Source organism: uncultured Castellaniella sp. (assembly GCF_937988725.1).
Classification (GTDB): domain Bacteria; phylum Pseudomonadota; class Gammaproteobacteria; order Burkholderiales; family Burkholderiaceae_B; genus Castellaniella.
In genome coordinates this window covers 361,564-385,808 of sequence record NZ_CALKHS010000004.1, presented here as the reverse complement: position 1 = coordinate 385,808, position 24,245 = coordinate 361,564, and the positions used below count along the sequence as shown (strand labels likewise).

General features: G+C 67.8%; 23 protein-coding genes. 11 read left to right on the top strand and 12 right to left on the bottom strand.

Features of this window, described 5'->3' with window-relative positions:
- Window positions 1-4: 4 nt before the first annotated feature.
- Entirely contained in the window at window positions 5-862 is an 858-nt protein-coding gene (locus Q0263_RS05295) for a cytochrome c oxidase assembly protein (RefSeq protein WP_298014038.1), read from the bottom strand.
- A gap of 87 nt (window positions 863-949) precedes the next feature.
- Here Q0263_RS05295 and Q0263_RS05290 point away from each other — a divergent pair, with 87 nt between their 5' ends.
- The 7 genes from Q0263_RS05290 to recQ are packed head-to-tail and all read left to right on the top strand — an operon-like array spanning window position 950 to window position 8,146.
- Complete coding sequence (locus Q0263_RS05290) at window positions 950-2,101, top strand: FAD-dependent monooxygenase (protein WP_298014035.1); 1,152 nt, start codon at window positions 950-952, stop codon at window positions 2,099-2,101.
- Window positions 2,102-2,126: 25 nt separating this feature from the next.
- A complete protein-coding gene (gene dusB / locus Q0263_RS05285; RefSeq protein WP_298014032.1) occupies window positions 2,127-3,140 on the top strand; it encodes a tRNA dihydrouridine synthase DusB in 1,014 nt (337 codons plus the stop codon).
- 40 nt (window positions 3,141-3,180) lie between these two features.
- Entirely contained in the window at window positions 3,181-3,420 is a 240-nt protein-coding gene (locus Q0263_RS05280) for a helix-turn-helix domain-containing protein (protein ID WP_298014028.1), read from the top strand.
- A 27-nt stretch (window positions 3,421-3,447) separates the two neighbouring features.
- Window positions 3,448-5,040 (top strand): bifunctional phosphoribosylaminoimidazolecarboxamide formyltransferase/IMP cyclohydrolase, encoded by a 1,593-nt coding sequence (gene purH, locus Q0263_RS05275; protein WP_298014025.1) that lies wholly within the window; start codon window positions 3,448-3,450, stop codon window positions 5,038-5,040.
- Entirely contained in the window at window positions 5,040-5,588 is a 549-nt protein-coding gene (gene ruvC, locus Q0263_RS05270; RefSeq protein ID WP_298014021.1) for a crossover junction endodeoxyribonuclease RuvC, read from the top strand. The genes purH and ruvC overlap by 1 nt, the downstream gene beginning before the upstream one ends.
- 55 nt (window positions 5,589-5,643) lie before the next feature.
- Window positions 5,644-6,231 carry a Holliday junction branch migration protein RuvA gene (ruvA, locus tag Q0263_RS05265; RefSeq protein WP_298014019.1) on the top strand — a complete coding sequence of 196 codons (588 nt, stop codon included), beginning with the start codon at window positions 5,644-5,646 and terminating at the stop codon, window positions 6,229-6,231.
- Between the two features lie 7 nt (window positions 6,232-6,238).
- Window positions 6,239-8,146, top strand: coding sequence for a DNA helicase RecQ (gene recQ, locus Q0263_RS05260; RefSeq protein ID WP_298014016.1), 1,908 nt, complete (start codon window positions 6,239-6,241; stop codon window positions 8,144-8,146).
- Between the two features lie 56 nt (window positions 8,147-8,202).
- Here recQ and Q0263_RS05255 read toward each other — a convergent pair whose 3' ends face one another.
- The 8 genes from Q0263_RS05255 to Q0263_RS05220 all read right to left on the bottom strand — a co-directional run bounded on the left by Q0263_RS05255 (window position 8,203) and on the right by Q0263_RS05220 (window position 17,016).
- Entirely contained in the window at window positions 8,203-8,655 is a 453-nt protein-coding gene (locus Q0263_RS05255) for a hypothetical protein (protein ID WP_298014013.1), read from the bottom strand.
- A gap of 13 nt (window positions 8,656-8,668) precedes the next feature.
- Window positions 8,669-8,836, bottom strand: a complete 168-nt coding sequence (locus tag Q0263_RS05250; protein WP_298014010.1) for a hypothetical protein — start codon at window positions 8,834-8,836, stop codon at window positions 8,669-8,671.
- Window positions 8,833-9,834, bottom strand: coding sequence for a cbb3-type cytochrome c oxidase subunit II (locus Q0263_RS05245; protein ID WP_298014008.1), 1,002 nt, complete (start codon window positions 9,832-9,834; stop codon window positions 8,833-8,835). Before Q0263_RS05245 ends, Q0263_RS05250 begins: the two co-directional genes overlap by 4 nt.
- Window positions 9,835-9,837: 3 nt before the next feature.
- Window positions 9,838-11,250: a cbb3-type cytochrome c oxidase subunit I gene (locus Q0263_RS05240; RefSeq protein ID WP_298014006.1), complete on the bottom strand. Its 1,413-nt coding sequence runs from the start codon at window positions 11,248-11,250 to the stop codon at window positions 9,838-9,840.
- A 435-nt stretch (window positions 11,251-11,685) separates the two neighbouring features.
- A complete protein-coding gene (gene ruvB, locus Q0263_RS05235; protein ID WP_298014004.1) occupies window positions 11,686-12,747 on the bottom strand; it encodes a Holliday junction branch migration DNA helicase RuvB in 1,062 nt (353 codons plus the stop codon).
- A 121-nt stretch (window positions 12,748-12,868) separates the two neighbouring features.
- Window positions 12,869-14,617, bottom strand: coding sequence for a ClcB-like voltage-gated chloride channel protein (locus Q0263_RS05230; protein ID WP_298014002.1), 1,749 nt, complete (start codon window positions 14,615-14,617; stop codon window positions 12,869-12,871).
- A gap of 3 nt (window positions 14,618-14,620) precedes the next feature.
- Entirely contained in the window at window positions 14,621-15,670 is a 1,050-nt protein-coding gene (locus Q0263_RS05225; RefSeq protein ID WP_298014000.1) for a cytochrome d ubiquinol oxidase subunit II, read from the bottom strand.
- Complete coding sequence (locus Q0263_RS05220; protein ID WP_298013999.1) at window positions 15,667-17,016, bottom strand: cytochrome ubiquinol oxidase subunit I; 1,350 nt, start codon at window positions 17,014-17,016, stop codon at window positions 15,667-15,669. The genes Q0263_RS05225 and Q0263_RS05220 overlap by 4 nt, the downstream gene beginning before the upstream one ends.
- A 32-nt stretch (window positions 17,017-17,048) precedes the next feature.
- Between Q0263_RS05220 and Q0263_RS05215 the strand changes: the two genes are divergently transcribed.
- The 4 genes from Q0263_RS05215 to minE all read left to right on the top strand — a co-directional run bounded on the left by Q0263_RS05215 (window position 17,049) and on the right by minE (window position 20,794).
- The gene (locus tag Q0263_RS05215) at window positions 17,049-18,800 is read left to right on the top strand and encodes a glutamine--tRNA ligase/YqeY domain fusion protein (protein ID WP_298013998.1); all 1,752 of its coding nucleotides are present in this window, start codon (window positions 17,049-17,051) and stop codon (window positions 18,798-18,800) included.
- A gap of 8 nt (window positions 18,801-18,808) precedes the next feature.
- Window positions 18,809-19,588 (top strand): septum site-determining protein MinC, encoded by a 780-nt coding sequence (gene minC / locus Q0263_RS05210; RefSeq protein WP_298013996.1) that lies wholly within the window; start codon window positions 18,809-18,811, stop codon window positions 19,586-19,588.
- Window positions 19,589-19,691: 103 nt separating this feature from the next.
- Window positions 19,692-20,507, top strand: coding sequence for a septum site-determining protein MinD (minD, locus tag Q0263_RS05205; protein ID WP_298013994.1), 816 nt, complete (start codon window positions 19,692-19,694; stop codon window positions 20,505-20,507).
- Window positions 20,508-20,509: 2 nt separating this feature from the next.
- A complete protein-coding gene (minE, locus tag Q0263_RS05200; RefSeq protein WP_298013992.1) occupies window positions 20,510-20,794 on the top strand; it encodes a cell division topological specificity factor MinE in 285 nt (94 codons plus the stop codon).
- A gap of 200 nt (window positions 20,795-20,994) precedes the next feature.
- On the opposite strand, the gene Q0263_RS05195 is transcribed toward minE, so the two are convergent.
- The 3 genes from Q0263_RS05195 to Q0263_RS05185 all read right to left on the bottom strand — a co-directional run bounded on the left by Q0263_RS05195 (window position 20,995) and on the right by Q0263_RS05185 (window position 24,207).
- Window positions 20,995-21,879, bottom strand: a complete 885-nt coding sequence (locus Q0263_RS05195; RefSeq protein WP_298013990.1) for an AEC family transporter — start codon at window positions 21,877-21,879, stop codon at window positions 20,995-20,997.
- Window positions 21,880-21,946: 67 nt separating this feature from the next.
- Window positions 21,947-23,752 carry an acyl-CoA dehydrogenase C-terminal domain-containing protein gene (locus tag Q0263_RS05190; RefSeq protein ID WP_298013988.1) on the bottom strand — a complete coding sequence of 602 codons (1,806 nt, stop codon included), beginning with the start codon at window positions 23,750-23,752 and terminating at the stop codon, window positions 21,947-21,949.
- A 227-nt stretch (window positions 23,753-23,979) separates the two neighbouring features.
- Window positions 23,980-24,207, bottom strand: coding sequence for a glycine zipper 2TM domain-containing protein (locus tag Q0263_RS05185; protein WP_298013986.1), 228 nt, complete (start codon window positions 24,205-24,207; stop codon window positions 23,980-23,982).
- Window positions 24,208-24,245 lie beyond the last annotated feature (38 nt).

Below are 24,245 nucleotides of genomic sequence, written 5' to 3'. Positions count from 1 at the left end.
CATCCTACGAAACCGCGCGGGCCGAGGGGCGCGGAACCCGGCGTCTGGGCGGCGGCAGGCGGCCGCGCGAGGACAGGCGCATCAGGGTGCCCAGGGCGTACAGCAGGCCGAAGGTTTCGATCAGCCCCGCCGGCACCCACATGATCAGCCCGCCGATCACCTGGTCGTCCAGCGCGCTGAACCCGGGCAGCGCCCGGCCGCAGAGATCGAAGACCGGATACAGATCATGCCCCGTGAAAGCGATGATCGCCCCGGCCAGCATCTGCGGCGCCATGGTGAAGATCGGGGAAAAGATGCGGCCGCCCGCGGACAGGGCGGCGGGCGGATGGGGCCGCCGGTCCAGGATCAAATTCCAGTAAAGCAGGCCGCTGATGACCACCGACCAGTTCATGAAGCGGTAGATGCGCCAGTCCAGCATGGAATAGAACTGCACCGTGGGTTCCAGCCAGATCAGCACCAGCAGGACGAACAGGAAGGGAATCAGAAAACGATGGGTGGCCAGGGCTTCCAGGCGCCGCACCGGGCCGCGCCGCCGCGCATCCGCCAGCCACACGCGCCAGCGCAGGGGCAGGCCCGCCCGCATGACCTGGCCGGGATACGCGCCCATGATCAGCAAGGGCCCCAGATGGTGCAGCACCAGATGCTGCACGCGATGGATGAAGAACATGCGCTCGGCGTAGTAATCCAGCCGGGTATGCAGGGACAGGTACAGCAGCACCCAGCCGATCCAGAACAAGGTCTGGCGCACGCGACCCACATGGTGGACACGCAGTCCGCGCAGGAACAGCCATGCCGAGGCCAGGAAGGCCAGTACCAGAGTGGGAGAAAATTCCCAGGGCTGCAGCCAGGCAAGCAGATCCATGAGACGGGCAGAAGGCTTGGAAAAACGCGATCCGCTTAGTTTAAAGCATTCTAAAATGGTCGTTTTTCCCGATCATCCGCCCTGCCCATGTCCGATCCGACCTACGACATCGTGATTCTCGGCTCCGGCCCGGTCGGCTGCGTGCTGGCCCTGGACCTGGCCCGCAGCGCGCCGCGCCCGGACCGCATCGCCCTGATGGGCCCCGATCCGGCTCCGCGCGCGCCCGACCAGGCCATCGATCCCCGCGCCCTGGCCCTGAACCACGGCAGCCGCCAGCTGCTGCAGCACCTGGGAGCCTGGCCGGCCCGCGCCGCCGACATCCTGACCGTGCACGTATCCCAGGCGGGACACCTGGGCCGCACCCTGATCGACCAGGCGGAACTGGGCGTGCCCCGCCTGGGCTGCGTCGTGGCCTACGACGCTCTGCTGGAATCCCTGCATGCGGCGGTGGGGCGCAGCGGCGTGCGGCGGATCGCGGAACGCCCGGCCCGGCCCCGGCCCGGCCAGCCCGTCACCCTGCGACTGGCCGACGGCCCCGCCACCAGCCGCCTGGCGCTGATGTCCGACGGCGCCCGGCCCCAGGGGCTGCATCGCGAATACGGCCAGACCGCCGTGCTGGCCACGGTCCGGGCCGTCCGGCCCGTCGCCGGGCGCGCGTTCGAACGCTTCACCCGCACCGGCCCGCTGGCCCTGCTGCCCCACCCCGCCGGGCAGGATCTGTACAGCCTGGTCTGGTGCGTCCGGCCCGACCAGGCCCGCGCCCTGGCCGACCTGCCGCCGGCCGCCTTCGACCAGGCCCTGCAGGACGCCTTCGGCCAGCGGCTCGGGGCCCTGGAACGGACGGGCGGCGTCCACACATTCCCCCTGTCCCTGCATGCGGGCCCCAGCCTGCAGGGACAGGGCATCGTCGCCGTGGGCAACGCGGCCCAGACCCTGCACCCGGTCGCGGGCCAGGGACTGAACCTGGGCCTGCGCGATGCCGCCCAACTGGCGCATGCCCTGCAGCCCTGGCTGGCGGATCCCGAACAGCCGCTGCAGCCCCTGCTGGAACGGCACGCCCGCCGCCGCCGCCTGGATCGCGGGCTGACCCTGGGCATCACCGACTTGCTGCCGCGCGCCTTCGCCACGCCCAACCCGGTGATGCGCCACCTGGGCGGCCTGGGCCTGGCGGCGCTGGACCTGCTGCCGGCCCTGCGCAAGCCCCTGGCCCGCCATCTGCTGCAGGGCCAGCGGCTGTAGCCCCCCTGCTTCTACAATACCGGCCATGCGTATCGGAACCTGGACCCTCCCCCACCCCGTCTGCGCGGCCCCCATGGCGGGGGTCACGGACCGCCCCTACCGGCGCCTGTGCAAGGCGCTGGGCGCGGCCTATGCCGTCTCCGAGATGGCCGCCAGCAACCCGCGCCTGTGGGACAGCGTGAAGACGTCCCGCCGCCTGAATCACGAAGGCGAACCCGACCCGATCGCGGTGCAGATCGCCGGCGCCGACCCGGACATGCTGGCCGAGGCCGCCCTGTTCAACATCCGCAAGGGCGCCCGCATCATCGACATCAACATGGGCTGCCCGGTGAAGAAGGTCTGCCACGCGGCGTCCGGCTCGGCGCTGCTGCGCGACGAAGCCCTGGTGGCCCGCATCCTCCAAAGCGTGGTGGCGGCCTGCGCCCCGCTGGACATTCCCGTGACCCTGAAGACCCGCACGGGCTGGGATCGCGACAGCCGCAACGCCGTGCGCATCGCCCGCCTGGCGGAAGACTGCGGCATCGCCGCCCTGACCCTGCACGGCCGCACGCGCTGCGACCTGTATGCCGGCCAGGCCGAATACGACACCATCCGCGAAGTCCGCCAGGCCATCCGCATCCCCCTGATCGCCAACGGCGATATCGACAGCCCTGAAAAAGCCCGCGCCGTTCTGGACTACACTGGGGCCGATGCGATCATGGTCGGACGCGCCGCGCAGGGTCGCCCCTGGATCTTTCGCGAGATCGCCCACTACCTGGAACACGGCACCCATCTGGCGCCGCCCACGTACGGCGAACTGCGCGAACACCTGCTCGGCCATCTCGAAGACCACTACACGTTTTACGGCGAAACCACCGGGGTGCGAACTGCCCGCAAGCACATCGGCTGGTATCTGGCGGATCTGCCGGGGGCCGACGCCCTGCTGCCCGCCATCATGGCGCTCGACAGCACGGCGCGGCAGTCCCAGGCGCTGCGGCGCTGGCTGGACGATCAGCCCGCCGGCGCGTTCGCCGTCCCGGCCCCGGCCATATTGCACTGACGATTTCCACTCAAGACACTTTCCTGATTCCCTCCATCCCATGCCTACCACGACGCCCCTGGAACAAGCCGTTCGCGACCAGTTGGATCGCTACTTCGAAGATCTCGGGGATTCCGCGCCCAACGACATGCTCGCCATGGTGAACCTGTGCGTCGAACGCGCCGTGCTGCAGGTCGCGCTGGAACGCACCGAAGGCAACCAGACGCGCGCCGCCGACATGCTGGGCATCACCCGCGGCACCCTGCGCAAGAAACTCCAGGTCCACCAACTGACCGCCTGATCTCCTTCCCGTCCTTTCCCCGCTGCCATGACCATACAGACTGCTTTGATCTCCGTGTCCGATAAATCGGGCGTCGTCGAATTCGCCCAGGCGCTGGCCCAGCGCGGCGTGGCCCTGCTGTCCACCGGCGGCACCGCCCGCCTGCTGCGCGACGCCGGCCTGTCCGTGACCGAAGTCGCCACCCACACCGGCTCCCCTGAAATCCTGGACGGCCGGGTCAAGACCCTGCACCCGCGCATCCACGGCGGCCTGCTGGCCCGGCGCGACGATCCGCAGCACATGCAGACCCTGAAGGACCAGAACATCCCGACCATCGACCTGCTGGTGGTCAATCTGTATCCCTTCCAGCAGACGGTCAGCAAGCCCGACTGCATCCTGGCCGACGCCATCGAGAACATCGACATCGGCGGCCCCGCCATGCTGCGTTCCGCCGCCAAGAACCACGGCTCGGACCAGGGCGGCGTCACGGTGGTCATCGACCCCGTCGATTACCCCCGCGTGCTGGCCGACATGGACGGCCCGGCGCGCCAGCCTTCCTACGGCCTGCGCCTGGAACTGGCCGCCAAGGTCTACGCCCACACGGCCGCCTACGACGGCGCCATCGCGGCCTACCTCAGCAGCCTGGCGGACCGCGAGCCCGCGCCCGCGCAGGTGCCGGCCCGCGAATCCTGGCCGCGCGTGCTGACCGTGCAGATGGAACGCCAGCAGGCCCTGCGCTACGGCGAAAATCCCCATCAGGGCGCGGCCTTCTACCACGACAAGCCCATCGGCGAAGGCCTGCTGGCCGGCTACCGCCAGATTCAAGGCAAGGAACTGTCCTACAACAACATCGCCGATGCCGACGCCGCCTGGGAATGCGTGCGCAGCTTCGCCACCGGCGCCTGCGTCATCGTCAAGCACGCCAACCCCTGCGGCGTGGCCCTGGGCGCGGACGCGCTGGCCGCCTACCAGCAGGCCTTCAAGACCGACCCGACCTCCGCCTTCGGCGGCATCATCGCCTTCAACACCACGGTGGACGACGCCGCCGCCCGCGCAGTCAGCGAACAGTTCCTGGAAGTCCTGATCGCTCCGGCCTACACCGGCGCGGCGCTGGCCGTCCTGTCGGCGAAAAAGAACGTGCGGGTGCTGGAAGTCCCGCCGGGCGCCGCCCGCAACCCCTTCGACGTCAAACGCGTCGGCGGCGGCTGGCTGGTGCAGGATCCGGACGGCCACCCGGCCGACGAATCCGACGTCAAGGTCGTCACCCGCCTGGCGCCCACCGCCGCCCAGATGCAGGACCTGCTGTTCGCCTGGAACGTGGCCCAGTACGTGAAATCCAACGCCATCGTCTTTTGCGGCCAGAGCATGACCCTGGGCGTGGGCGCCGGCCAGATGAGCCGCATCGACTCGGCCCGCATCGCGTCGATCAAGGCGGAAAAGGCCGGCCTGTCGCTGCAGGGCTCGGCCGTGGCCTCGGACGCCTTCTTCCCGTTCCGGGACGGCCTGGACGTGGTGGCCGACGCTGGCGCGACCTGCGTGATCCAGCCCGGCGGCAGCATCCGCGACGACGAAGTCATCGCCGCCGCCGACGAGCGCGGCATCGCCATGGTCTTCACCGGCACCCGGCACTTCCGCCACTGATGCGCATCCTGGGGGTCGATCCGGGCTTGCGCCGCACGGGCTTCGGCGTCATCGAGGCCCACGGCGTCCAGCTGCGCTACGTCGCCAGCGGCACCATCGTGGTGCCGGCCGACCTGCCGCTGCACGCCCGCCTGAAAGTCATCCTGGACAATCTGCGGGAAGTCGCCCGGGACGCCCAGGCCGACCAGGCCGCCCTGGAAAAGGTCTTCCTGAACGCCAACCCGGCCTCGACCCTGCTGCTGGGCCAGGCGCGGGGCGCGGCCCTGTGCGCCCTGGCCGACAGCGGCCTGGCCGTGCAGGAATACACCGCGCTGCAGATCAAGAAAGCCGTGGTCGGCACCGGCCGCGCCAGCAAGGAACAGATCCAGGTCATGGTGCGCCACCTGCTGACGCTGGACGGCGAGCCCGCGCCGGACGCCGCCGACGCCCTGGCCTGCGCCATCTGCCACGCGCATTGCGCGCCACTGGCGGGCCGGCTGCAGGCCCTGGCCCCCGAGACACTGTCGCCCCGCACGCGGCGCCTGCGCACCGGCCGTCTGGTATCCTGAAGGCCACCCGCGGCCCGCCCTCTCCGCACCCCCCGCATTCCAGGAATCCATCACCATGATCGGCCGCATCACCGGCACCCTCATCGAACTGAGCCCCCCCACCGTCTGCATCCAGACCGGCGGCCTGGGCTACGAAATCGACGTGCCCATGAGCACCCTCTACAAGCTGCCCCCGGTGGGCCAGACCGTCAGCCTGCACACGCACCTGGCGATCCGGGAAGACGCGCACGTGCTCTACGGCTTCGCCAGCGCCGCCGAACGCAGCGCCTTCCGGGCCCTGATCAAGGTCACCGGGATCGGCGCCCGCACCGCGCTGGCCGTCCTCTCGGGGCTCAGCGTCGAGGACCTGGCCGACGCCGTCGAGCGCCAGGAATCCGGCCGGCTGGTCAAAGTGCCCGGGATCGGCAAGAAGACCGCCGAACGCCTGCTGCTGGAATTGCGCGACAAGCTCGCCCCGCTGGCGGGCGCGCCGCGCACGGACGGCGCCGCGCCCGCCGGCGCGCGCGACAGCGACGTGCTCAACGCCCTGCAGGCCCTGGGCTATTCCAGCGCCGAGGCGCGCCGCGCGATCGGCGCGCTGCCGGAAGGCCTGACCGTGTCCGACGGCATCCGCCAGGCCCTGAAGGCGCTTTCCAGAGGCTGAGGACTGCATGGAAGAAGACGGCATCCCCCTGTGGGACGAGGACGGCGAACCCGTGCAGGCCCTGACCCGCGACGACACTCCCCCGCACGCCCGCTACGGCTCGGCCCTGGACGCGCTGCGCGAAGTCTTCGGCTACGACGCCTTCCGGGGGGAACAGCAGGCCATCATCGAGCACATCATCGCCGGCGGCGACGCCCTGGTGCTGATGCCCACCGGCGGCGGCAAATCGCTGTGCTACCAGATTCCATCCCTGGTGCGGCCCGGCGCCGGCGTGGTGATTTCCCCCCTGATCGCGCTGATGCAGGACCAGGTCGACGCGCTGCAGGAACTGGGGGTGCGGGCGGCCTTCCTGAATTCCACCCAGACGCCTGGCCAGGCCCGCGAGGTCGAGCGCGCCTTCCTGCGCGGCGAACTGGATCTGCTGTACGTGGCCCCCGAACGGCTGCTGACGCCCCGTTGCCTGGACTTCCTGGCCCGGGGCCGCATCGCCCTGTTCGCCATCGACGAGGCCCACTGCGTCTCGCAATGGGGGCACGACTTCCGTCCGGAATACCAGGGCCTGAGCCTGCTGGCGGAACGCTGGCCCGACATCCCCCGCGTGGCACTGACGGCCACCGCCACGGCGGCCACCCGCAGCGACATCGTCACCTGCCTGTCGCTGGATGGGGCCCCGCAATTCGTCGCCAGCTTCGACCGGCCCAACATCCGCTACAGCATCATCGAGAAGCAGGAGGTCCGCCGGCAGTTGCTGGACTTCATCCGCGCGGAACACGCCGGGGAATGCGGCATCGTCTATGCGCTGTCGCGCACCCGCGTGGAACAGACGGCGGAATTCCTGTCCCGCAACGGCATCGCGGCCCTGCCCTACCACGCGGGGCTGGACGCCCGGACGCGCGCCGATCACCAGGCCCGATTCCTGCGCGAGGACGGCATCGTCATGGTCGCCACCATCGCCTTCGGCATGGGCGTGAACAAGCCCGACGTGCGCTTCGTGGCCCACATCGACCTGCCGAAATCCATCGAGGGCTACTACCAGGAGACAGGCCGCGCCGGGCGCGACGGCCTGCCGGCCGACGCCTGGCTGGCCTACGGCCTGCAAGACGTGGTGCAGCAGCGGCGCATGATCGACGACTCGGACGGAGATTCCCTGCACCAGCGCCGCCAGGTGCGGCAACTGGACGCCATGCTGGGCCTGTGCGAAACCGTCACCTGCCGCCGCCAGGATCTGCTGGCCTATTTCGGCCAGACCATCCAGCCCTGCGGCAATTGCGACACCTGCCTTGAACCGCCCGCCGCCTGGGACGGCACGGTGGCGGTGCAGAAACTGCTGTCGACCGTCTACCGGCTATGGCGCGAACGCGGCCAGCGCTTCGGCGGCGGCCACCTGATCGACATCCTGCGCGGCCAGATGACCGACCGCGTGAAGCAGCAGGGGCACGACACGCTCAGCGTCTTCGGCGTGGGGGAAAACCTGTCGGTGGATGCCTGGCGCGGCGTCCTGCGCCAGGCGCTGGCGCTGGGCCTGCTGACGGTGGACCTGGAAGGCTACGGCACCCTGGCCCTGACCGAGGCCAGCCGCGCGGTGCTGAAGGGGGAACGCACCCTGATGCTGCGCCCGGTGGCCGTCAAGCGCGCCAAGGCCAGCCGCCAGCGCACCACCACCGACGCCCAGCTGGACGCCCTGCCGCCCGACGCCCAGGCGCGCTTCGAACACCTGCGGGCCTGGCGCGCGCGCACGGCGCGCGAGCACAATGTGCCCGCCTACGTGATCTTCCATGACGCCACGCTGCGCGAAATCGCCCTGCGCAACCCCGACAGCCTGGACTCCCTGGCCGGCGTCAGCGGCGTGGGCGCCCGCAAGCTGGAAACCTACGGCGCCGACGTGGTGGCCTGCGTGGCGCAGGTCCAGAGCTAGCGCACCGGGCGCCCTTCCATCCCATCTGAAGGACGCGACGAGACGGCCTGCGGCGATCAGCGATGCTGCCAGAGCGTGCCTTGCACGTAGGTCGGCGCCTGCGAATAAGGCGCGGGCGGCTCCCAATCCACGGCCGCATACCAGGCGGACCAGGCCACGATCACCAAAGACAACACCCAGAGCCAGACGGGAATGGGCGACGGCGACTCGGCCCGGCGCGGTTCGAACGGCTCCTCGGCTCCAAAGGCATTGACCGTGAAATGCAGATTGCCATGCACGATCGCCTCGGCCCGAATCCCGGTGAGCGTGATGCCCGGGCCGTTGCGAACCTGGAATGGCACCTCGCGCACACCCACCTGGCCGTCGTGGCTGCGCGCCTCGATCCGCAGACGATGCGGGCCGTCCGGCAAGGTCCGCGTGTCCAGGTTCACCGCCACCGGAGGCGCATACTCCGCGATGGGTTCGGGTTGCTCGTCGAGATAGATGCGGATGCGCGATTCGTCTCCCATGGCACTGACTCCTTTACCGATCATCACGCAAGATCCGGTACTTGGGATGATGCGCTTCCCGTTCGCCCGGATGGATCAGCATGCGCAACGCGACCGCGAAGCACGCGACGGTTCCCAAGCCGAACACCACCAGAATCACCAGATTGCCCACCCAATGGTCAGCCCAGGCTTCCATCATCATGGCTGCTCTCCCTTCGCCCGGATCGCCGCCACCTCCCCGGCTGTCACCGCAGGCGCATGATTGCCCCACGATGTTCGTTCATGGTCGATGATGTCGGCGATCTGGGCATCGCTCAGTTGCGCCGCAAAGGACGGCATTTGCGCGGCATAGGCCGTGCCGCCGATGGTCCGGCCGTGCAGGCCGTGCAGCACCACCCGGACGTGCTCGCCGGGATCCTTGTCGTTCACCACGGGATTACCGGCCAGCGGCGGAAACACGCCCGGGACCCCGGCCCCCTGGGCGCCATGACAGGCCGCGCAGGTCGACGCAAAGAGCCGGGCGCCATCCGCCGCATCGAACGCAACCGCGGCTCCTGCCGCAGTCGCGCCGCCGCCCGGCGACGACGATGCGGCCGGTTGCGCGGCGGCCGGCGCCGCCATCGCCGAGCTTCCGGATTCCCCCTTGGGCAAAGCCGGCTGTTTCAGCGACAGCAGATAAGCCACGAGAGCCTTGGCATCGGCGGTCGGCACCACCACGCCGTGCGCGGGGGCGTAGGACTTGGGGACCGGCACAGCCTGCTCGCCCGCAGGCGCCTGGTCCCGGACCTCGAACAAGGCCCTGAACGGGGGCATAACCGACTGCGGTACCACCGCGCGCGGATCGTACAGGTGGATGTACTGCCAGATAGCGCTGGACTGGCGCTGACCCACATTGGTCAGGTCGGGTCCGGTCCGTTCCGACCCCAGCAGTTCGGGTGTCTGGTAGGCAAAGTCCCCAGGCGCGGAAGGGTGCCCGAAGATCCGATCCACCGGCAAAGGCCGGACCTGCTGCGTGTGGCAGTAAGCGCACCCTTCACTGACATAGACATCCCGGCCGTGCTGCTGCAGCAGGGTCAACTGATCCACCCCGGAACCGGGCGGCACGGCCGCCAGCTCGAAACCGGGCAATATCGCCATCATGAACGACCAGACGGCATACAACAGGGCGGAACCCCCGGCGATCGCCAGCAACTTGAACATGAATCACACTCCCGTCCCGACCGCCGCAGGCATCCGAACCACGCCCGGCGCACGACGATAGCTCATGTCCCATACGTTCCAGGCGAATACCAGATGACTCAGGAACATCAGCAAGCCGCCCACGGACCGCCACAACCAGTAGGGGGCCATGTCCGCCACCGACTGGATGAAGGGCTTCCCAGCCACCCAGTCCAAGCCCTGAACCGTGCCGCCGATGGACAGCGCCATCACATAGACCACGATGCCCACCGTGGCCAGCCAGAAATGGATGCCCAACAGCAGATTGTCGGGCTTGCGGCCCGTCGCGCGCGGCAACAACTCATAGATGCCTCCCCAGATGGCGAAGGTCACGAAACCGTACATCGTCAGATGCGAGTGCCCCACCGCGTAATTGGTGAAGTGCCAGATCGCCTGCATGGAGCGAAAGGCCTCGAGCGTGCCCTGAGTGGAGCCGATCAGGTAGCCCAGCACGCCCACGAGGATGAACATGGCCGGCGCCCGATACAGGCGCTCCGGCTGCCCGCGCATGGTGAGCAGATAATTGGCGCTGCCGCCCCACACAGGGACGAGCATGGCCACGCTCGCGATGATGGCTGTGGTCTGCAGCCACCAGGGAAGCGGACTGAACAGGAAATGATGCGCCCCCAGCAGCGGATAGAACGCCAGATTGGTCCAGAACGCGAAAATGCCCAGCGAATATGAATAGATAGGCCGGTTCATCGCCTTGGGCAGCGCATAGTAGAAAATCCCCAGGCACAGCGGCGTGAACCACATGCCCACGGCATTGTGCATGTAATAGCCCTGCACGGCGACCTGCCCCAGGCCACGCTGGTACCAGGGCGCCAGCGTGATGAGCACGATGATGATGGTCCACAATGTCCCGCCGATGGTGTACCAGTTGGACAGATAGATGTCCTTTCCCGCCCGGCGGGCCACCGTGCCGATGAGATTCCACGCGGTCAGCACCAGCCCCGCCCCCAGGATCACGCGGATCCACCACAGCCATTCACGGTATTCCTGAGCGCCGTTGTTGAAGCCCAGGTCCAGCGCCACCGTGCCAGCCACCGCCGCAACGTTCAGCAGGATCAGAGTGATCCAGGCGAGTCGCGCGCTATAGAGCCGCGCCCCGGAGCTTTTTGCCGCGATGTAAAGCGCCAGCCCGATCATCGCCGGACTGGCCCATGCGTAGAAGGTGTCATTGGTATGGATCGGCCTCAGGCGCCCGAACGTCAGCGGCAGGGCGGTGCCGGCGAATTCCGGGTAGACCAGCTTGACGGCCAGGAGCATGCCGATCGCCGTTGCAAACACCAGCCAGATCGTCGCACAGACTGTATAGGCGCTGAAGATGCGCGTGAGCTCCGCATCCGGCCCGACAGGCGCCGCCCGCGACGCCCCGGCGAGATTTTCTTCAGTCACTGTGTACCTCCGGCAGAAAATCGCTTTCATGGTACGTCGCCGAAAAGAGTCGGAACCCCAATTCATGCGAAGCAATCAGTGTTTAAAGAAAAATGTCAAGTACTTTTAAGATATGTGTAAGTCGCGCCTCATACACTGGAAAGCGTCTGCCTTTCGCGACAGGCACGGCGCTTGCTCGATCCGAACCCGCCAGGCCCCTGACGGAGGGAATGGCAAATTCATCGTCGTTGTGCATAGCCTCGACACGACGATAGACGACAGGATCACACTGCCATTCTTTTGAGATGACGCGGCTCAAGAACCAGCGATGCTCCACTTCTCGTCATTCGGGGCGTGGGGCGCCGGGGTGGACCGTTGGAGCTTACTCGTCCATACGCGGCCGTGATGCCTCTAGGCAGCCAAACGGACAATGACCATTCCTGACAGGAGCAAGCTCTAAAACAGCTGGTCTCCGTCCCCGCCGCCGGGGGCCGTCAGGCCCAGATGCTGCCAGCAGCGGCGCGTGGCCATGCGGCCCCGGGGCGTGCGTTGCAGGTAGCCATGCTGGATCAGGTAGGGTTCGATGACGTCTTCGATGGTGTCGCGTTCCTCGCCGATGGCGGCCGCCAGGCTGTCTACCCCCACCGGGCCGCCGTCGAATTTGTGGACGATGGCTTCCAGCAGTTTGCGGTCCATCAGGTCCAGCCCCTGGGGATCGACTTCCAGCATGGCCAGGGCCGCCTGCGCGGTGGCCGTGTCGATGCGCCCCTGGGCGCGGACTTCGGCGTAGTCGCGCACGCGGCGCAGCAGGCGGTTGGCGATGCGCGGCGTGCCCCGCGAGCGGCGGGCGATTTCCGCCGCGCCGTCGGCGGTGGCGTCCGCCCCCAGCAGGCCGGCGCTGCGCTGCACGATGTGGGTCAGGTCTTCGGCCGAATAGAATTCCAACCGCGACACGATGCCGAAGCGGTCGCGCAGCGGATTGGTCAGCATGCCCGCGCGGGTCGTCGCCCCCACCAGGGTGAAGGGCTGAAGATCGATCTTCACGCTGCGGGCGGCCGGGCCTTCGCCGATCAGGATGTCGATCTGGAAGTCTTCCAGAGCGGGGTAGAGGATTTCCTCCACCACGGGCGACAGGCGGTGGATTTCGTCGATGAACAGGACGTCGTTGCGTTCCAGATTGGTCAACATGGCGGCCAGGTCGCCGGGGCGTTCCAGCACCGGACCGGAGGTCTGGCGTAGCTGCACCCCCATTTCGTGGGCCACGATATGCGCCAGGGTGGTCTTGCCCAGCCCCGGCGGGCCGAACAGCAGCACGTGATCCAGGGATTCGCCGCGCTGCCGGGCGGCGGCGATGAAGATGTCGAGCTGGTCGCGCACCCGCTGCTGGCCGACGTAGTCGCCCAGGGATTTGGGCCGCAGGGCGCGTTCGATGGAGTCTTCGGCGTGCGACGCCACGTCGGGGGCCACCAGCCGGGGCTCGGGGGCCCCGGAAGACAGGGAATCGGGTTGTATCGCCATGGAATGCCGTGCCGCAAAAAGGCCTGCGCTGGACAGACGGTTGACTGTGCAAAAGCACAGTATATCGTAAGGACCGCCGGACCAGCGCCCGCGTCCGCCGCCGAAGCCCGCGGCCGGCGCCTCAGCGCCGCCGGGGAGACAGCACGAAGGCGTCTTCGCTATCCACGGCCCGCTTCAACTGCGAATAGCGTTCCAGTAGATCCGATTTGTAGACCACCCCCAGCAGGCGCGCCGGCCGGTCGCGGCTGACGACGGGCAGGCGTTCGCCCTGGAAGGCGCTGAACTGGGCCTGGGCCTCGTCCAGGCTCAGGTCGGGATACAGAGGCTTGACAAAATCCAGGCGCAGGACCTCGCCGCAGGTCTTGGCCGCGACGTCGATTTCCCCCAGCATCATGCGGGTCAGGTCCTGCTGGGCGATCACGCCCTGCCAACTGCTTTCCTCGTCCACCACATACAGATACTTGACCGGGTAATCCAGGAACATTTCCTGAGCCTGGCGCACCGGCATGGTGGTCCGCACCACGGTTTCCGCCGGCCGCAGCAGGCTGTCCAGCCGCGCCTGGCGCAGGCGCTGGCGCAGGGCCTGATTGTCCTCGTGGTGCAGCGTGACCTCGTACATGACGGCCTGGGCCAGCCCGCGCGAGACGAAATAGGCCACGACGCAGGCCAGCACCAGCGGCAGCACCATCTGGTAGCTAAGCGTCATTTCGAAGATCATCAGGATCGCCATGAAGGGCGCGCTGGTGGCGGCCGCCAGGAACGCGCCCATGCCCACCAGGGCGAAGACCGCGCCGTGCCCGGCCAGCATCGGCCAGGCGTCGCCCAGCACCTGTCCGAACAGCACCCCCAGCGCGCCGCCCACGAACAGGGTCGGGGTGAACACCCCGCCCACCGCGCCCGAGCCGGCCGTCAGGGCGGTGGCCAGCACCTTGCACAGCAGCATCAGCAGCACGGTCTGCCAGGCCCAATCGTCATGCAGCAGGGACAGCACCACCCGATTGCCGTTGCCGGCCATGTCGGGCAGCTGGGTCAGCAAGGCGCCCAGCAGCAGCCCGCCCAGCGCCAGGCGCCACGGCAGGCCCAGCCCAGTGCGGTCGAACAGCGTCTTGACCCCGTGGATGCAGCGCAGGAACTGGGCCGCCCCCACCCCGGCCAGGACTCCCAGGGCCAGGCAGGGCAGCAGCAGCTCGACCGGCGCGGCCTGCAGATCCGGCAGCGGATAGCGGGGCTCGTAGTGGCCGGTCAGATGCATGACCAGGCTGGAGACCGCCGCCGCCACCAGCAAAGGACCGAAATTCTGGAAGGACATCGACCCCAGGATGATCTCGCCGACGAACACGGCGCCCGCCAGCGGAGCGCCGTAGGCGGCCGATACGCCCGCGGCCGCGCCGCAGGCCGCCAGCAGCCGCAGGTGCGCCGTATCGACCCGCAGCAGCCGCCCCAGGCCGGACGACCAGAGGGCGGCCAGGTGCACCATCGCGCCCTCGCGGCCGATCGAGCCGCCCGACGCCACCGTGCACAGGGACGACAGGGAGCGCAGCACCCCCTGCCCCAGGGACATGCGGCCGTCGCCGATGGCCACGGCTTCCATGTAGCTGGAATGCTTGTCGCGCGACACCCGCCGGGCCGCCACCAGCAAAATGCCCGCGCACAGGCCGCCCAACGTCGGCACCAGCAGGCGCAAGGGCCAGGACAGGCTGCCCATGACCTGGGTGATCAGGCCCGGCTGTTCGGCGAACAGGCGCTGGATGGCGTGGATGCCGGCGTGAAAGGCGATCGTGACGAGCGCGCCGCCGAGCCCGGCGATAGCGGCCCAGCACAACATGGCCGCCACGCCATCCGCCTGAATGCGCAGATCAGGTCCCCGCATGATTCAACCGCGAAAATCCGGTGGACTGGGGGGACGCGAGCGCCCCAGCATGCGCCAGTACACCCAGAGATTGAAGATCAGCGCCACCGGGAACGCAATCACCGTGGCCGACAGGACCAGCCGCAGCGTCGCCACCGGCGCGGCGGCGTCCCAGAGCGTGACTTCGTCGAGCACCACGTAAGGGAAGAAGCTGTAGGCCAGCCCGCCCAGCAGCAGCAGCACGATCACCAGCACCAGCGCATACGGCAGGGCCGAGGCCCGGTAGCTGTGCGCGATCATGCGCTGCAGCGTCATTTCCGTGAGCACGAAACATAGCAGCAGAGCGCCCCACACCAGGCCGACGGCCAGCCAATGCTGGCCATCGCCCCATTTCAGGAAGACGCCGGCATTGGAAAAATCCAGCACCACCGAGACGCCGACCGCGCCCACGGCGCTCCAGCGCAAGGTGCGCCGCGCCCAGCCGACCGCGCGGACCCGGAGTTCCCCCGCCTCGCGCATCATCAGCCAGGCCGCCCCCAGCAGGCCGTAGACGGCCACCGCGCACACCCCCATCAATACGGCGAAGCCGGTATAGCCGGCCCCCGTCTGATAGGCGACCGCCACCCGGGCCAGCAGATAGCCGTGCGAAAACGCGACCAGGACCGCCCCCGCCCCGAAACCGAACTGCCACGGCCCCTGCCGTTCCGCCGGCGCGCGCAAGCGCCATTCGAAGCAGACTGAGCGCAGCAAGGTCCCCAGCCCCAGCAGGGACAGGGGCAGATACAGGCGCCCCAGGGTCTGCGACCAGGCGTAGGGAAAGGCGGCGGCCAGCAGGCCGATGCCCAGGAACATCCAGAACTCATTGGCATCCCGCCAGGGTCCCAGCAAAGAGAGCATGCGGGGCCGCAGGGCGGCCGGCGCCACCAGGGAGACGCAGCCCACGCCGATGTCGAAGCCGTCGAGCAGCACGCCGGCCACGAGCACGGCGAAGAAGATGCCCATCAGGGCCAGCGGCATCCAGAAGGCGGGGTCCTGCGCCCCCAGGCCCACCAGGGCGGCCAGAGAATCGATCATGCGCGCCCCCGATGACGAGCGACCGGCACCACGCCGTAGCGCAGGGTATGGCCCAGCAGCTGGCGGAACCCCAGGGCCAGGGCGCCATACACCAGGATCTGCAGCCCGAGGACCAGCCAGAGGCTGTCCGGCGACTGCACCGTGCCGATTTCCCTGAGGGTGACGGTGCCGTAGATGGCATACGGCAGGCTGCCCACCAGCAAATGCCCCCATCCGGCCGCCTGCACCCCCAGCGCCACCCAGGCCATGACGCGCAGCCCGGCGCGGCCGGAATCGCTCAGACTGTCGGGCTCGAAGCCCAGACGGCGCCCCCGCCACCAGGCGATCAGGGCCATCACGGCCAGCGCTCCCGTCAGCAGGACGGCCAGGCGCGAACTGGCATAAGTCAGCCAGACGGGAGGCCGCATGCCCATCAGGTCATCCAGCCCCTGGACCTTGTCCATCACGCCGCCATCCACCGCCGTCGCCCCGGGCAGCCAGTCCGGCGGAACGGCGGGACCGGTCAGCACCCAGGCATTGCGGCCGGCCGGCACATCCAGCCAGGCCAGCAGGGACAGACGTTCGGCCGGCCCGCTCTGCCACTGCGGCACGACCGCGGCCACCCGGGCCGGCTGGACCGGCAGCAATTGACGCCCCAGCCAACCCGCCAGGGCGACCTGCAGGATCAGCGCGACCAGCAGCAGCCAGGCCCCGCCCGCAAACACCGCCCGGTCGCCTTCGTCGCTGGGCCGCGAGCGCGTGCGCTGGGCCGTGATCGACAGCATCAGCGTGGCCGCCAGCATCAGGCCGCCCGACACCAGCACCCCGAACAGGGCCGGCGCGGCCCCGCCCAGCAGGTCGGGCCAGCTGGTGATCTGGTAATGGTTGTCCGCCAGCGTCGTGCCCACCGGCCACTGCAGCCAGGCCAGCAGCACCACGATCCACCAGGCCGTCAGGGACGTGCCCAGCGCCACCATACCGACGACCGCCGTATGCGCCCGGTCGGACAGCGAGCGCTGGCCGTACAGCATGGCCCCCAGGAAGCAGGACTTGAAGATGAAGGCGGTGAGGATGGCCATGGCCAGCAGCGGTCCGGCCACTTCGCCGGCGCGATCCATGAAATCGGGCCAGAGCGTGCCCAGCTGCAGCAACAGGGGCAGGCTGGCCGCGAAGCCGATGATCAGGGCCAGCGCGTAGATGCGCACCCAGAAGCGGTAGGCCAGCAGCGCGGCGCCCCCATGGCGGGCGCGCAGGCGCAGGACGAACAGCACCCACGCCAGGCCGAGTTCCAGCGCCAGGAAGAACAGCATGAAACCCAGCCCCAAATAGAACTGGGTCAGCGACAGAACCCATGCGGTTTGAGTCATAATGTGCGCTAGTTTATTATGCACCGGACAGTATGACCACCGACGCCGCGCCTGTTTCCAATTTTCTGCGCACCATCATCGACAACGACCTGAAGTCGGGTCGCTATCAGGGTCGGCGCTGGGCGCTGCCGCCCAGCCCGGCCGGCGCGCGCCTCGCCGGGGCGATCGATCCCGCCCGCATCCGCACCCGCTTTCCGCCCGAACCCAACGGCTACCTGCACATCGGCCACGCCAAAAGCATCTGCCTGAACTTCGGGCTGGCGCGCGACTACCAGGGCATCTGCCACCTGCGTTTCGACGACACCAATCCGGAAAAGGAAGAAGACGAATACGTCCAGGCCATCATCGACATGGTCCACTGGCTGGGCTTCGACTGGACGGCCAACGGCACGGAACACTGCTTCTACGCCAGCGACTACTTCGAAACGCTCTACCAGTTCGCCGAGGCCCTGGTCGGGGCCGGGCATGCCTACGTCGACCAGCAATCGGCCGACGAGATGCGCGCGACCCGCGGCACCCTGACCGAGCCGGGCGTGAATTCCCCCTGGCGCGACCGGCCAGCGGACGAATCCCTGGCCCTGCTGCGCGACATGCGGGACGGCAAGTATCCGGACGGCGCCATGGCCCTGCGGGCCCGCATCGACATGGCCTCGCCCAACATCAATCTGCGCGACCCGGTGCTCTACCGCATCCGCCATGCCAGCCACCACCGCACGGGGGACGCCTGGTGCATCTACCCCATGTACACCTGGGCGCACCCGGTGGAAGACGCCCTGGAAGGCATCACGCACAGCATCTGCACCCTGGAATTCGAGGACCAGCGCCCGTTCTACGACTGGATCCTGGAACGCCTGGCCGAACTGGGACAACTGGCCGCGCCGCTGCCGCGCCAGCATGAATTCGCCCGGCTGCACCTCAGCTACGTCGTGACCAGCAAGCGCAAGCTGCGCCAGCTGGTCTTCGACGGCCACGTGCAGGGCTGGGACGATCCGCGCATGCCCACCCTGGCGGGCCTGCGCCGCCGCGGCTACACGCCCAGCTCCATCCGCCTGTTCTGCGACCGGCTCGGCGTCTCGAAGGCCGATTCCCGCATCGACTACAGCGTGCTGGAACAGGCCCTGCGCGACGACCTGGACCCGACCGCCGCGCGCGCCGTCGCGGTGCTGGATCCGGTGAAGCTCGTCATCACGAACTTCCCGGCCGACCTCACCGAACCCTGCACCGCCCCCGTGAACCCCCACGACCCGGACGGCGCGCGGCGCGAATTCCCGCTGACCCGCGAACTCTGGATCGAACGCGACGATTTCCGCGAAGATCCCCCGAAGAAATACTTCCGCCTGTTCCCCGGCAATCTGGTGCGTCTGAAATACGGCTACGTCGTGCGCTGCACCGGCTGCGTCAAGAACGAGCAGGGCGACATCGTCGAAGTCCATTGCGAATACCTGCCCGACACGCGCAGCGGCACCCCGGGCGCCGATTCCGTCAAGGTCAAGGGCGCCATCACCTGGGTCAGCGCGGCCCACGCCGTTCCGGCGGAAATCCGCCTGTACGACCGGCTGTTCCGCGAGCCTCACCCCGACCGGGGCGACCAGGACTTCCTGCAAGCCATCAACCCGGACTCCTGCCGCGTCGTCCAGGCCTGGCTGGAACCGGGCACCCGGGCCGAACCCGGCGCCTGCTGGCAATTCGAGCGGCTGGGCTATTTCGTCGCCGACCGGCACGATTCCAGCCCCGACCATCCCGTGATCAACCGCGCCGTGACCCTGCGCGACACCTGGGCCTGACGTGCGCCATGGCTAGCCGATCCGACACCCTGGACTTCAAGAGCGCGACGCTCTATACCTTGCGCGCCGTGCTGCACACGGCCGACACCGGCGCCCTGCTGAAGGCGCTGGACGAGCGCATGCGCGAAGCCGGCTCCTTCTACGAAAACGAACCCGTCATCCTGGACGCCCTGGGCCTGGACGACGCGCCCGACTGGAAGGTCCTGACCGCCGCCCTGCGCAAGCACCACCTGCATCCCATCGGGGTCCAGATCGACTCCGACCTGCAGACGTCGGCCCTGAAGGCCGGCCTGGCCCCGCTGGACGCTTCGGCCAGCCGGCCCGCCACAGGCGCCACGGACGCCGCCGGCGCGCGGGAAGAGGCGCCCGCCGCCACCCTGGCTCCGGCTCCGGTCCCGGCCCCGGCCGCAGCCGCGCCGGCGCTGCCGGAAGTGCCCAAGACCACGGAAGCCGGCTCCAGCCAGACCCTGGTCATCCGCCACCCGCTCCGGTCGGGCCAGCGCATCTACGCCAAGGGCGGCGACCTGATCGTCATGGGTCAGGTCAGCCAGGGCGCCGAAGTCATCGCCGACGGCCACATCCACGTCTACGGCCCTCTGCGCGGCAAGGCCATGGCCGGCGCCCAGGGGCGCGCCGACGCCATGATCCTGACCACCCAGCTGGACCCGGAACTGCTGGCCATCGCGGGCGTCTACCGGGTGGTCGAAACCCGTTTGCCCGAAACACTGCATAATCAGCCAGCCCAGATCACGCTGGACGGCGAAACGCTGCGGATCCGGGCGCTCTAAAAAATCGTCAAATACGGATACGTTCGGCCACGACACACCCGATGTATCACGGTATTTTGCTTTACGATGTCATGAACTTTGAAAACAGGGGAATACCAACACCATGGCGCGCATCGTTGTAGTCACTTCCGGCAAGGGGGGCGTGGGCAAGACCACCACCAGCGCGAGCTTTTCGGCCGGCCTGGCCATGCGCGGCCACAAGACCGCCGTCATCGACTTTGACGTCGGCCTGCGCAACCTGGACCTGATCATGGGTTGCGAACGGCGTGTCGTATACGACTTCGTCAACGTCATCCAGGGCGAAGCCACGCTGAACCAGGCGCTGATCCGCGACAAGCAGCTTGAAAACCTCTACATCCTGCCGGCCTCGCAGACCCGCGACAAGGAAGCCCTGACCCGCGAAGGCGTGGAAAAGGTCCTGAACGACCTGCAGGCCATGGATTTCGAATATATCGTCTGCGACTCGCCCGCCGGGATCGAAACCGGCGCCCTCATGGCCTCGTATTTCGCCGACGACGCCCTGGTCGTCACCAACCCGGAAGTCTCCTCCGTGCGCGACTCCGACCGCATCCTGGGGATCCTGTCCGCTAAATCGCGCCGCGCCGAGAAAGGCGAAGACCCCATCAAGGAACACCTGCTGCTCACCCGCTACAACGCCAAGCGGGTGGCCGACGGCGAAATGCTGTCGCTGGGCGACATCGAGGACATCCTGCGCATCCGCCTGATCGGCGTGATCCCGGAATCCGAAACCGTCCTGCAGGCCTCCAACGAAGGCGTCCCCGCCATCCACAAAGACGACACCGACGTGGCCCAGGCGTATCGGGACGTGATCGACCGCTACCTGGGCGAGGAAAAACCGATGCGTTTCGTCGACTACGAGAAGCCGGGCCTGTTCAAACGGCTTTTCGGGGGTAAATAAGCATGTCGTTCCTGGACTTTCTGCGCGGCGGATCAAAGAAGAACTCGGCCAGCATCGCCAAAGACCGCCTGCAACTCATTCTGATCAACGAACGCAGCAGCGGCAACAGCCCGGACTTCCTGCAGCAGATGCAGCAGGAACTGATCGCGGTCATCTCGAAATACGTGAAGATCAACCCGGATGACATCAAGGTCAACCTGGACCGCCAGGATTCCCTGGAAGTCCTGGAAGTGAAGATCGAGATGCCGCAGGATGAGGCCGGACGTACATCAGCCCCTGCGGGCTGATGTACGCCTGCCGAATCGGAGCGGCCTGCAGGCCGCGACGTGGGGGGCTGCCACAAGCCGAGACAAAGCCCCTGCGAACTGATCCGGATCCGCGCCTGCCGGTTCGGATCCCGGATCGGGATATCCGTCCGCCTCGCCGCTTGCAAGCGGCTCGGATCTGACAGGCGCAGATCAGCCCGCAAGGGCTGTTTCGCGTCCAGTCAGATCCAGCTCAGGGTCGCCCAGACCACCAGCGGGATCACCCCCACGGACAGCAGATTGCCCAGCAGCACCACGCTGGCCACCGTCTTCGGCTCCACCTTGTATTGTTCCGACAGCAGGTAGTTCAGCACGGCCGGCGGCAGCATCGCCGACAGGATGATCAGCCGCGACCATTCGGGGGTCAGCGGCAGCAGCCACAGCACGAACGGCAGCGTCAGCAGTCCCGCCAGCAAATACAGCACGTTGATGCGCAGCGCCAGGCCCAGCTGCTCGATCCGGTCCTGCGACAGCCGCACCCCCAGGGCGAACAGCATCAGGGGAATGGCGATCTGCCCGGTCAGATCGATGGACGTCGTCACGAAGTCCGGGATCCAGTGCCGGTACGGGGCCATCCCGACCCCCAGGACGGCCGCCCAGACATTCGGATTGCGCAGCCACAGCCAGCGGTTGCGGCCCCGCGACAGCAGATACAGCCCCAGGGAAAAATGCAGCAGGTTCGACAGCACGAACACCATGACGATGTCGCCCAGCAGGTCCTTGCCGTAGGCCAGCATCATCAGGGGAATGCCGATATTGCCGGTGTTGCGGAACATGCCCGGCACCAGAAAGGCCGGGCGCGACACCCCCGGACGGCGCACGCAGAGCAGCAGCAGCCCCGGCACGATGACGATCAGCGCGGTCGCCGCCATCAGCGGCCAGCCCCGGCTCAGATCCACCGGATTGGCCAGCAGGGCGGAAAACACCAGCGCCGGGCAAAACACCATCACATTGGCGTGATTGACGAAACCCATGTCCGGCGCCCGGGCCTGGCGCCGCCCGAAGACATAGCCCAGGGCAGCCACGGCAAACACGGGCAGGACGATGTTCAGCAGGGTCAACAGCATGTCGGGGTCGCAGGCGAGGCAAAGCGGCCAGTGTACCGCTGTCGCGGGATCGACCCCGGCCCAGCGGTCAATAGCCCAGGGCGAAATCCTCGGCCGGCAGGTCCAGCAGCACGTCGGGCCCCGCCTTCATGGCTTCCGCATGCGCCAGGGTGCGCGGCAGGATGCGGGTGAAGTAGAAGCGGGCCGTGTGCAGCTTGGCCTGATAGAAGGCCTTGTCGCCCTCGCCCGCCTTCAGTTTCTCGGCGGCGACCCGCGCCATGTCGGCCCAGAAATACGCCAGGGTCACGTAGCCGGAATACATCAGGTAATCGACCGAGGCCGCGCCCACGGCTTCGCGGTTGGTCATGGCGGACATGCCGATCTTCATGGTCAGGCTGCCCCATTCCTTGTTCAGCTCGGCCAGCGGCTTGACGAATTCCGAGATCGCCCGGTTGCCGCTTTGCGCCTTGCAGAACTGGTGCACGATCTTGGTGAAGGCCCGCAGGGTTTCGCCCTGGGTCATCAGCACCTTGCGGCCCAGCAGATCCAGCGCCTGCACGCCGGTGGTGCCTTCGTACAGCATGGAAATACGGCTGTCGCGCACGTTCTGCTCCATCCCGTGCTCGGCGATATAGCCGTGGCCGCCGAACACCTGAACCCCCAGGTTGGCGGCCTCGAAGCCGGTTTCCGTCATGAAGGCCTTGGCGATCGGCGTCAGGAAGCTGAGCAGCTTGTCCGCCAGTTCGCGTTGTTCGGCATCCTGGCTGTAATGGGCGATGTCCACCTGCTGCGCGGCGTAGTACAGCAACGCGCGATTGCCTTCGGCGAAGGCCTTGATGGTCAGCAGCATGCGGCGCACGTCGGGGTGCACGATGATGGGGTCGGCCGGCTGCTCCGGGAATTTCGGGCCGCTGAGCGCCCGCATCTGCAGGCGCTCACGGGCGTACCGGTTCGCCCCCTGGAAGGCGACCTCGGCGTGCGCCAGGCCCTGGATGGCCGTGCCCAGCCGCGCCGTGTTCATGAAGGTGAACATGCAGTTCAGGCCCTTGTTGGCCGCGCCGATCAGAAAGCCCGTGGCTTCGTCGAAATTCATGACGCAGGTGGCATTGCCGTGGATGCCCATCTTGTGCTCGATGGACCCGCAGCTGACGGCATTGCGCTCGCCAGGGCCGCCCTGCCCGTCCGGCAGGAATTTCGGCACGATGAACAGGGAAATGCCCTTGGTTCCCGCCGGGGCGTCCGGCAGGCGGGCCAGCACGATGTGCACGATGTTTTCCGCCATGTCGTGTTCGCCAGCGGAAATGAAGATCTTGGTCCCGCTGATCCGGTAGCTGCCGTCGGCCTGGGGCTCTGCACGGGTGCGCAGCATGCCCAGGTCGGTCCCGCAATGCGGCTCGGTCAGGCACATGGTACCCGTCCATTTCCCGGATACCAGGGGCTCCAGATAGGTCTTCTGCTGTTCCGGCGTGCCATGCGCCTGCAAGGTGTTCATGGCGCCATGCGACAGGCCGGGATACATGCCCCAGGCCCAGTTGGCCTCGCCCATCAGTTCGCTGATGGCCATGCCCAGCGATTCGGGCAGGCCCTGGCCGCCATGGGCGGGATCGTGCGACAGCGCCGGCCAGCCGCCTTCCACGTACCGGGCGTAGGCTTCCTTGAAGCCCTTGGGGGTGGCGACGCCCTCCGGCGACCAGGTGCAGCCCTCGCGATCGCCGACCGGGTTCAGGGGCGCCAGCACGTCCTGACAGAATTTCGCGCCTTCTTCCAGGATGGCATTGACCATGTCCGGCGTGGCTTCTTCGCAGCCCGGCAGGGACTGATAGTGGTCGGGATAATTCAGAACCTCGTCGCGCACGAAACGGATCTCGCGCAAGGGGGCTTTAAAGTCGGGCATCTCCAGGTCTCCGGATGGTTGGCCGTCCGGCTGGCTCGGCGCCAGAGCCGGACGGCCGGGTCTCATATAAATTCAAACGATCGTTTGAATTTAAGCCGGGATCACTCTGAAAGTCAAGATCCGGAACAGGAGACGCAAAGAAAAAGGCCCTCGCAGCCTTGCTGCAGGGCCTTTTTCTTGACCGGGATGAATCCCGGCAGGAGGTGATGAGCTGTTCAGCTATCCAATCAGCGGTTCTTCCCGACCTGATCACCGATCACGCCACCGATGGCGGCGCCGCCGACCGTACCCAGGATACCGCCGCCCGTGATCACGGCCCCCGCCACACCGCCCAGACCGGCACCGGTCACGGCGGATTTCTGACGATGGCTCATGTTGTCCCAGGAGGAGCAGCCTGCCATGGCGGTCGCCAACACCAGCACTGCGCTGAATTTCCCAAGGGTACGAATAGTCATAGGGAGTTCCTTCTTTGAATACCTTGATTTCTTTATAA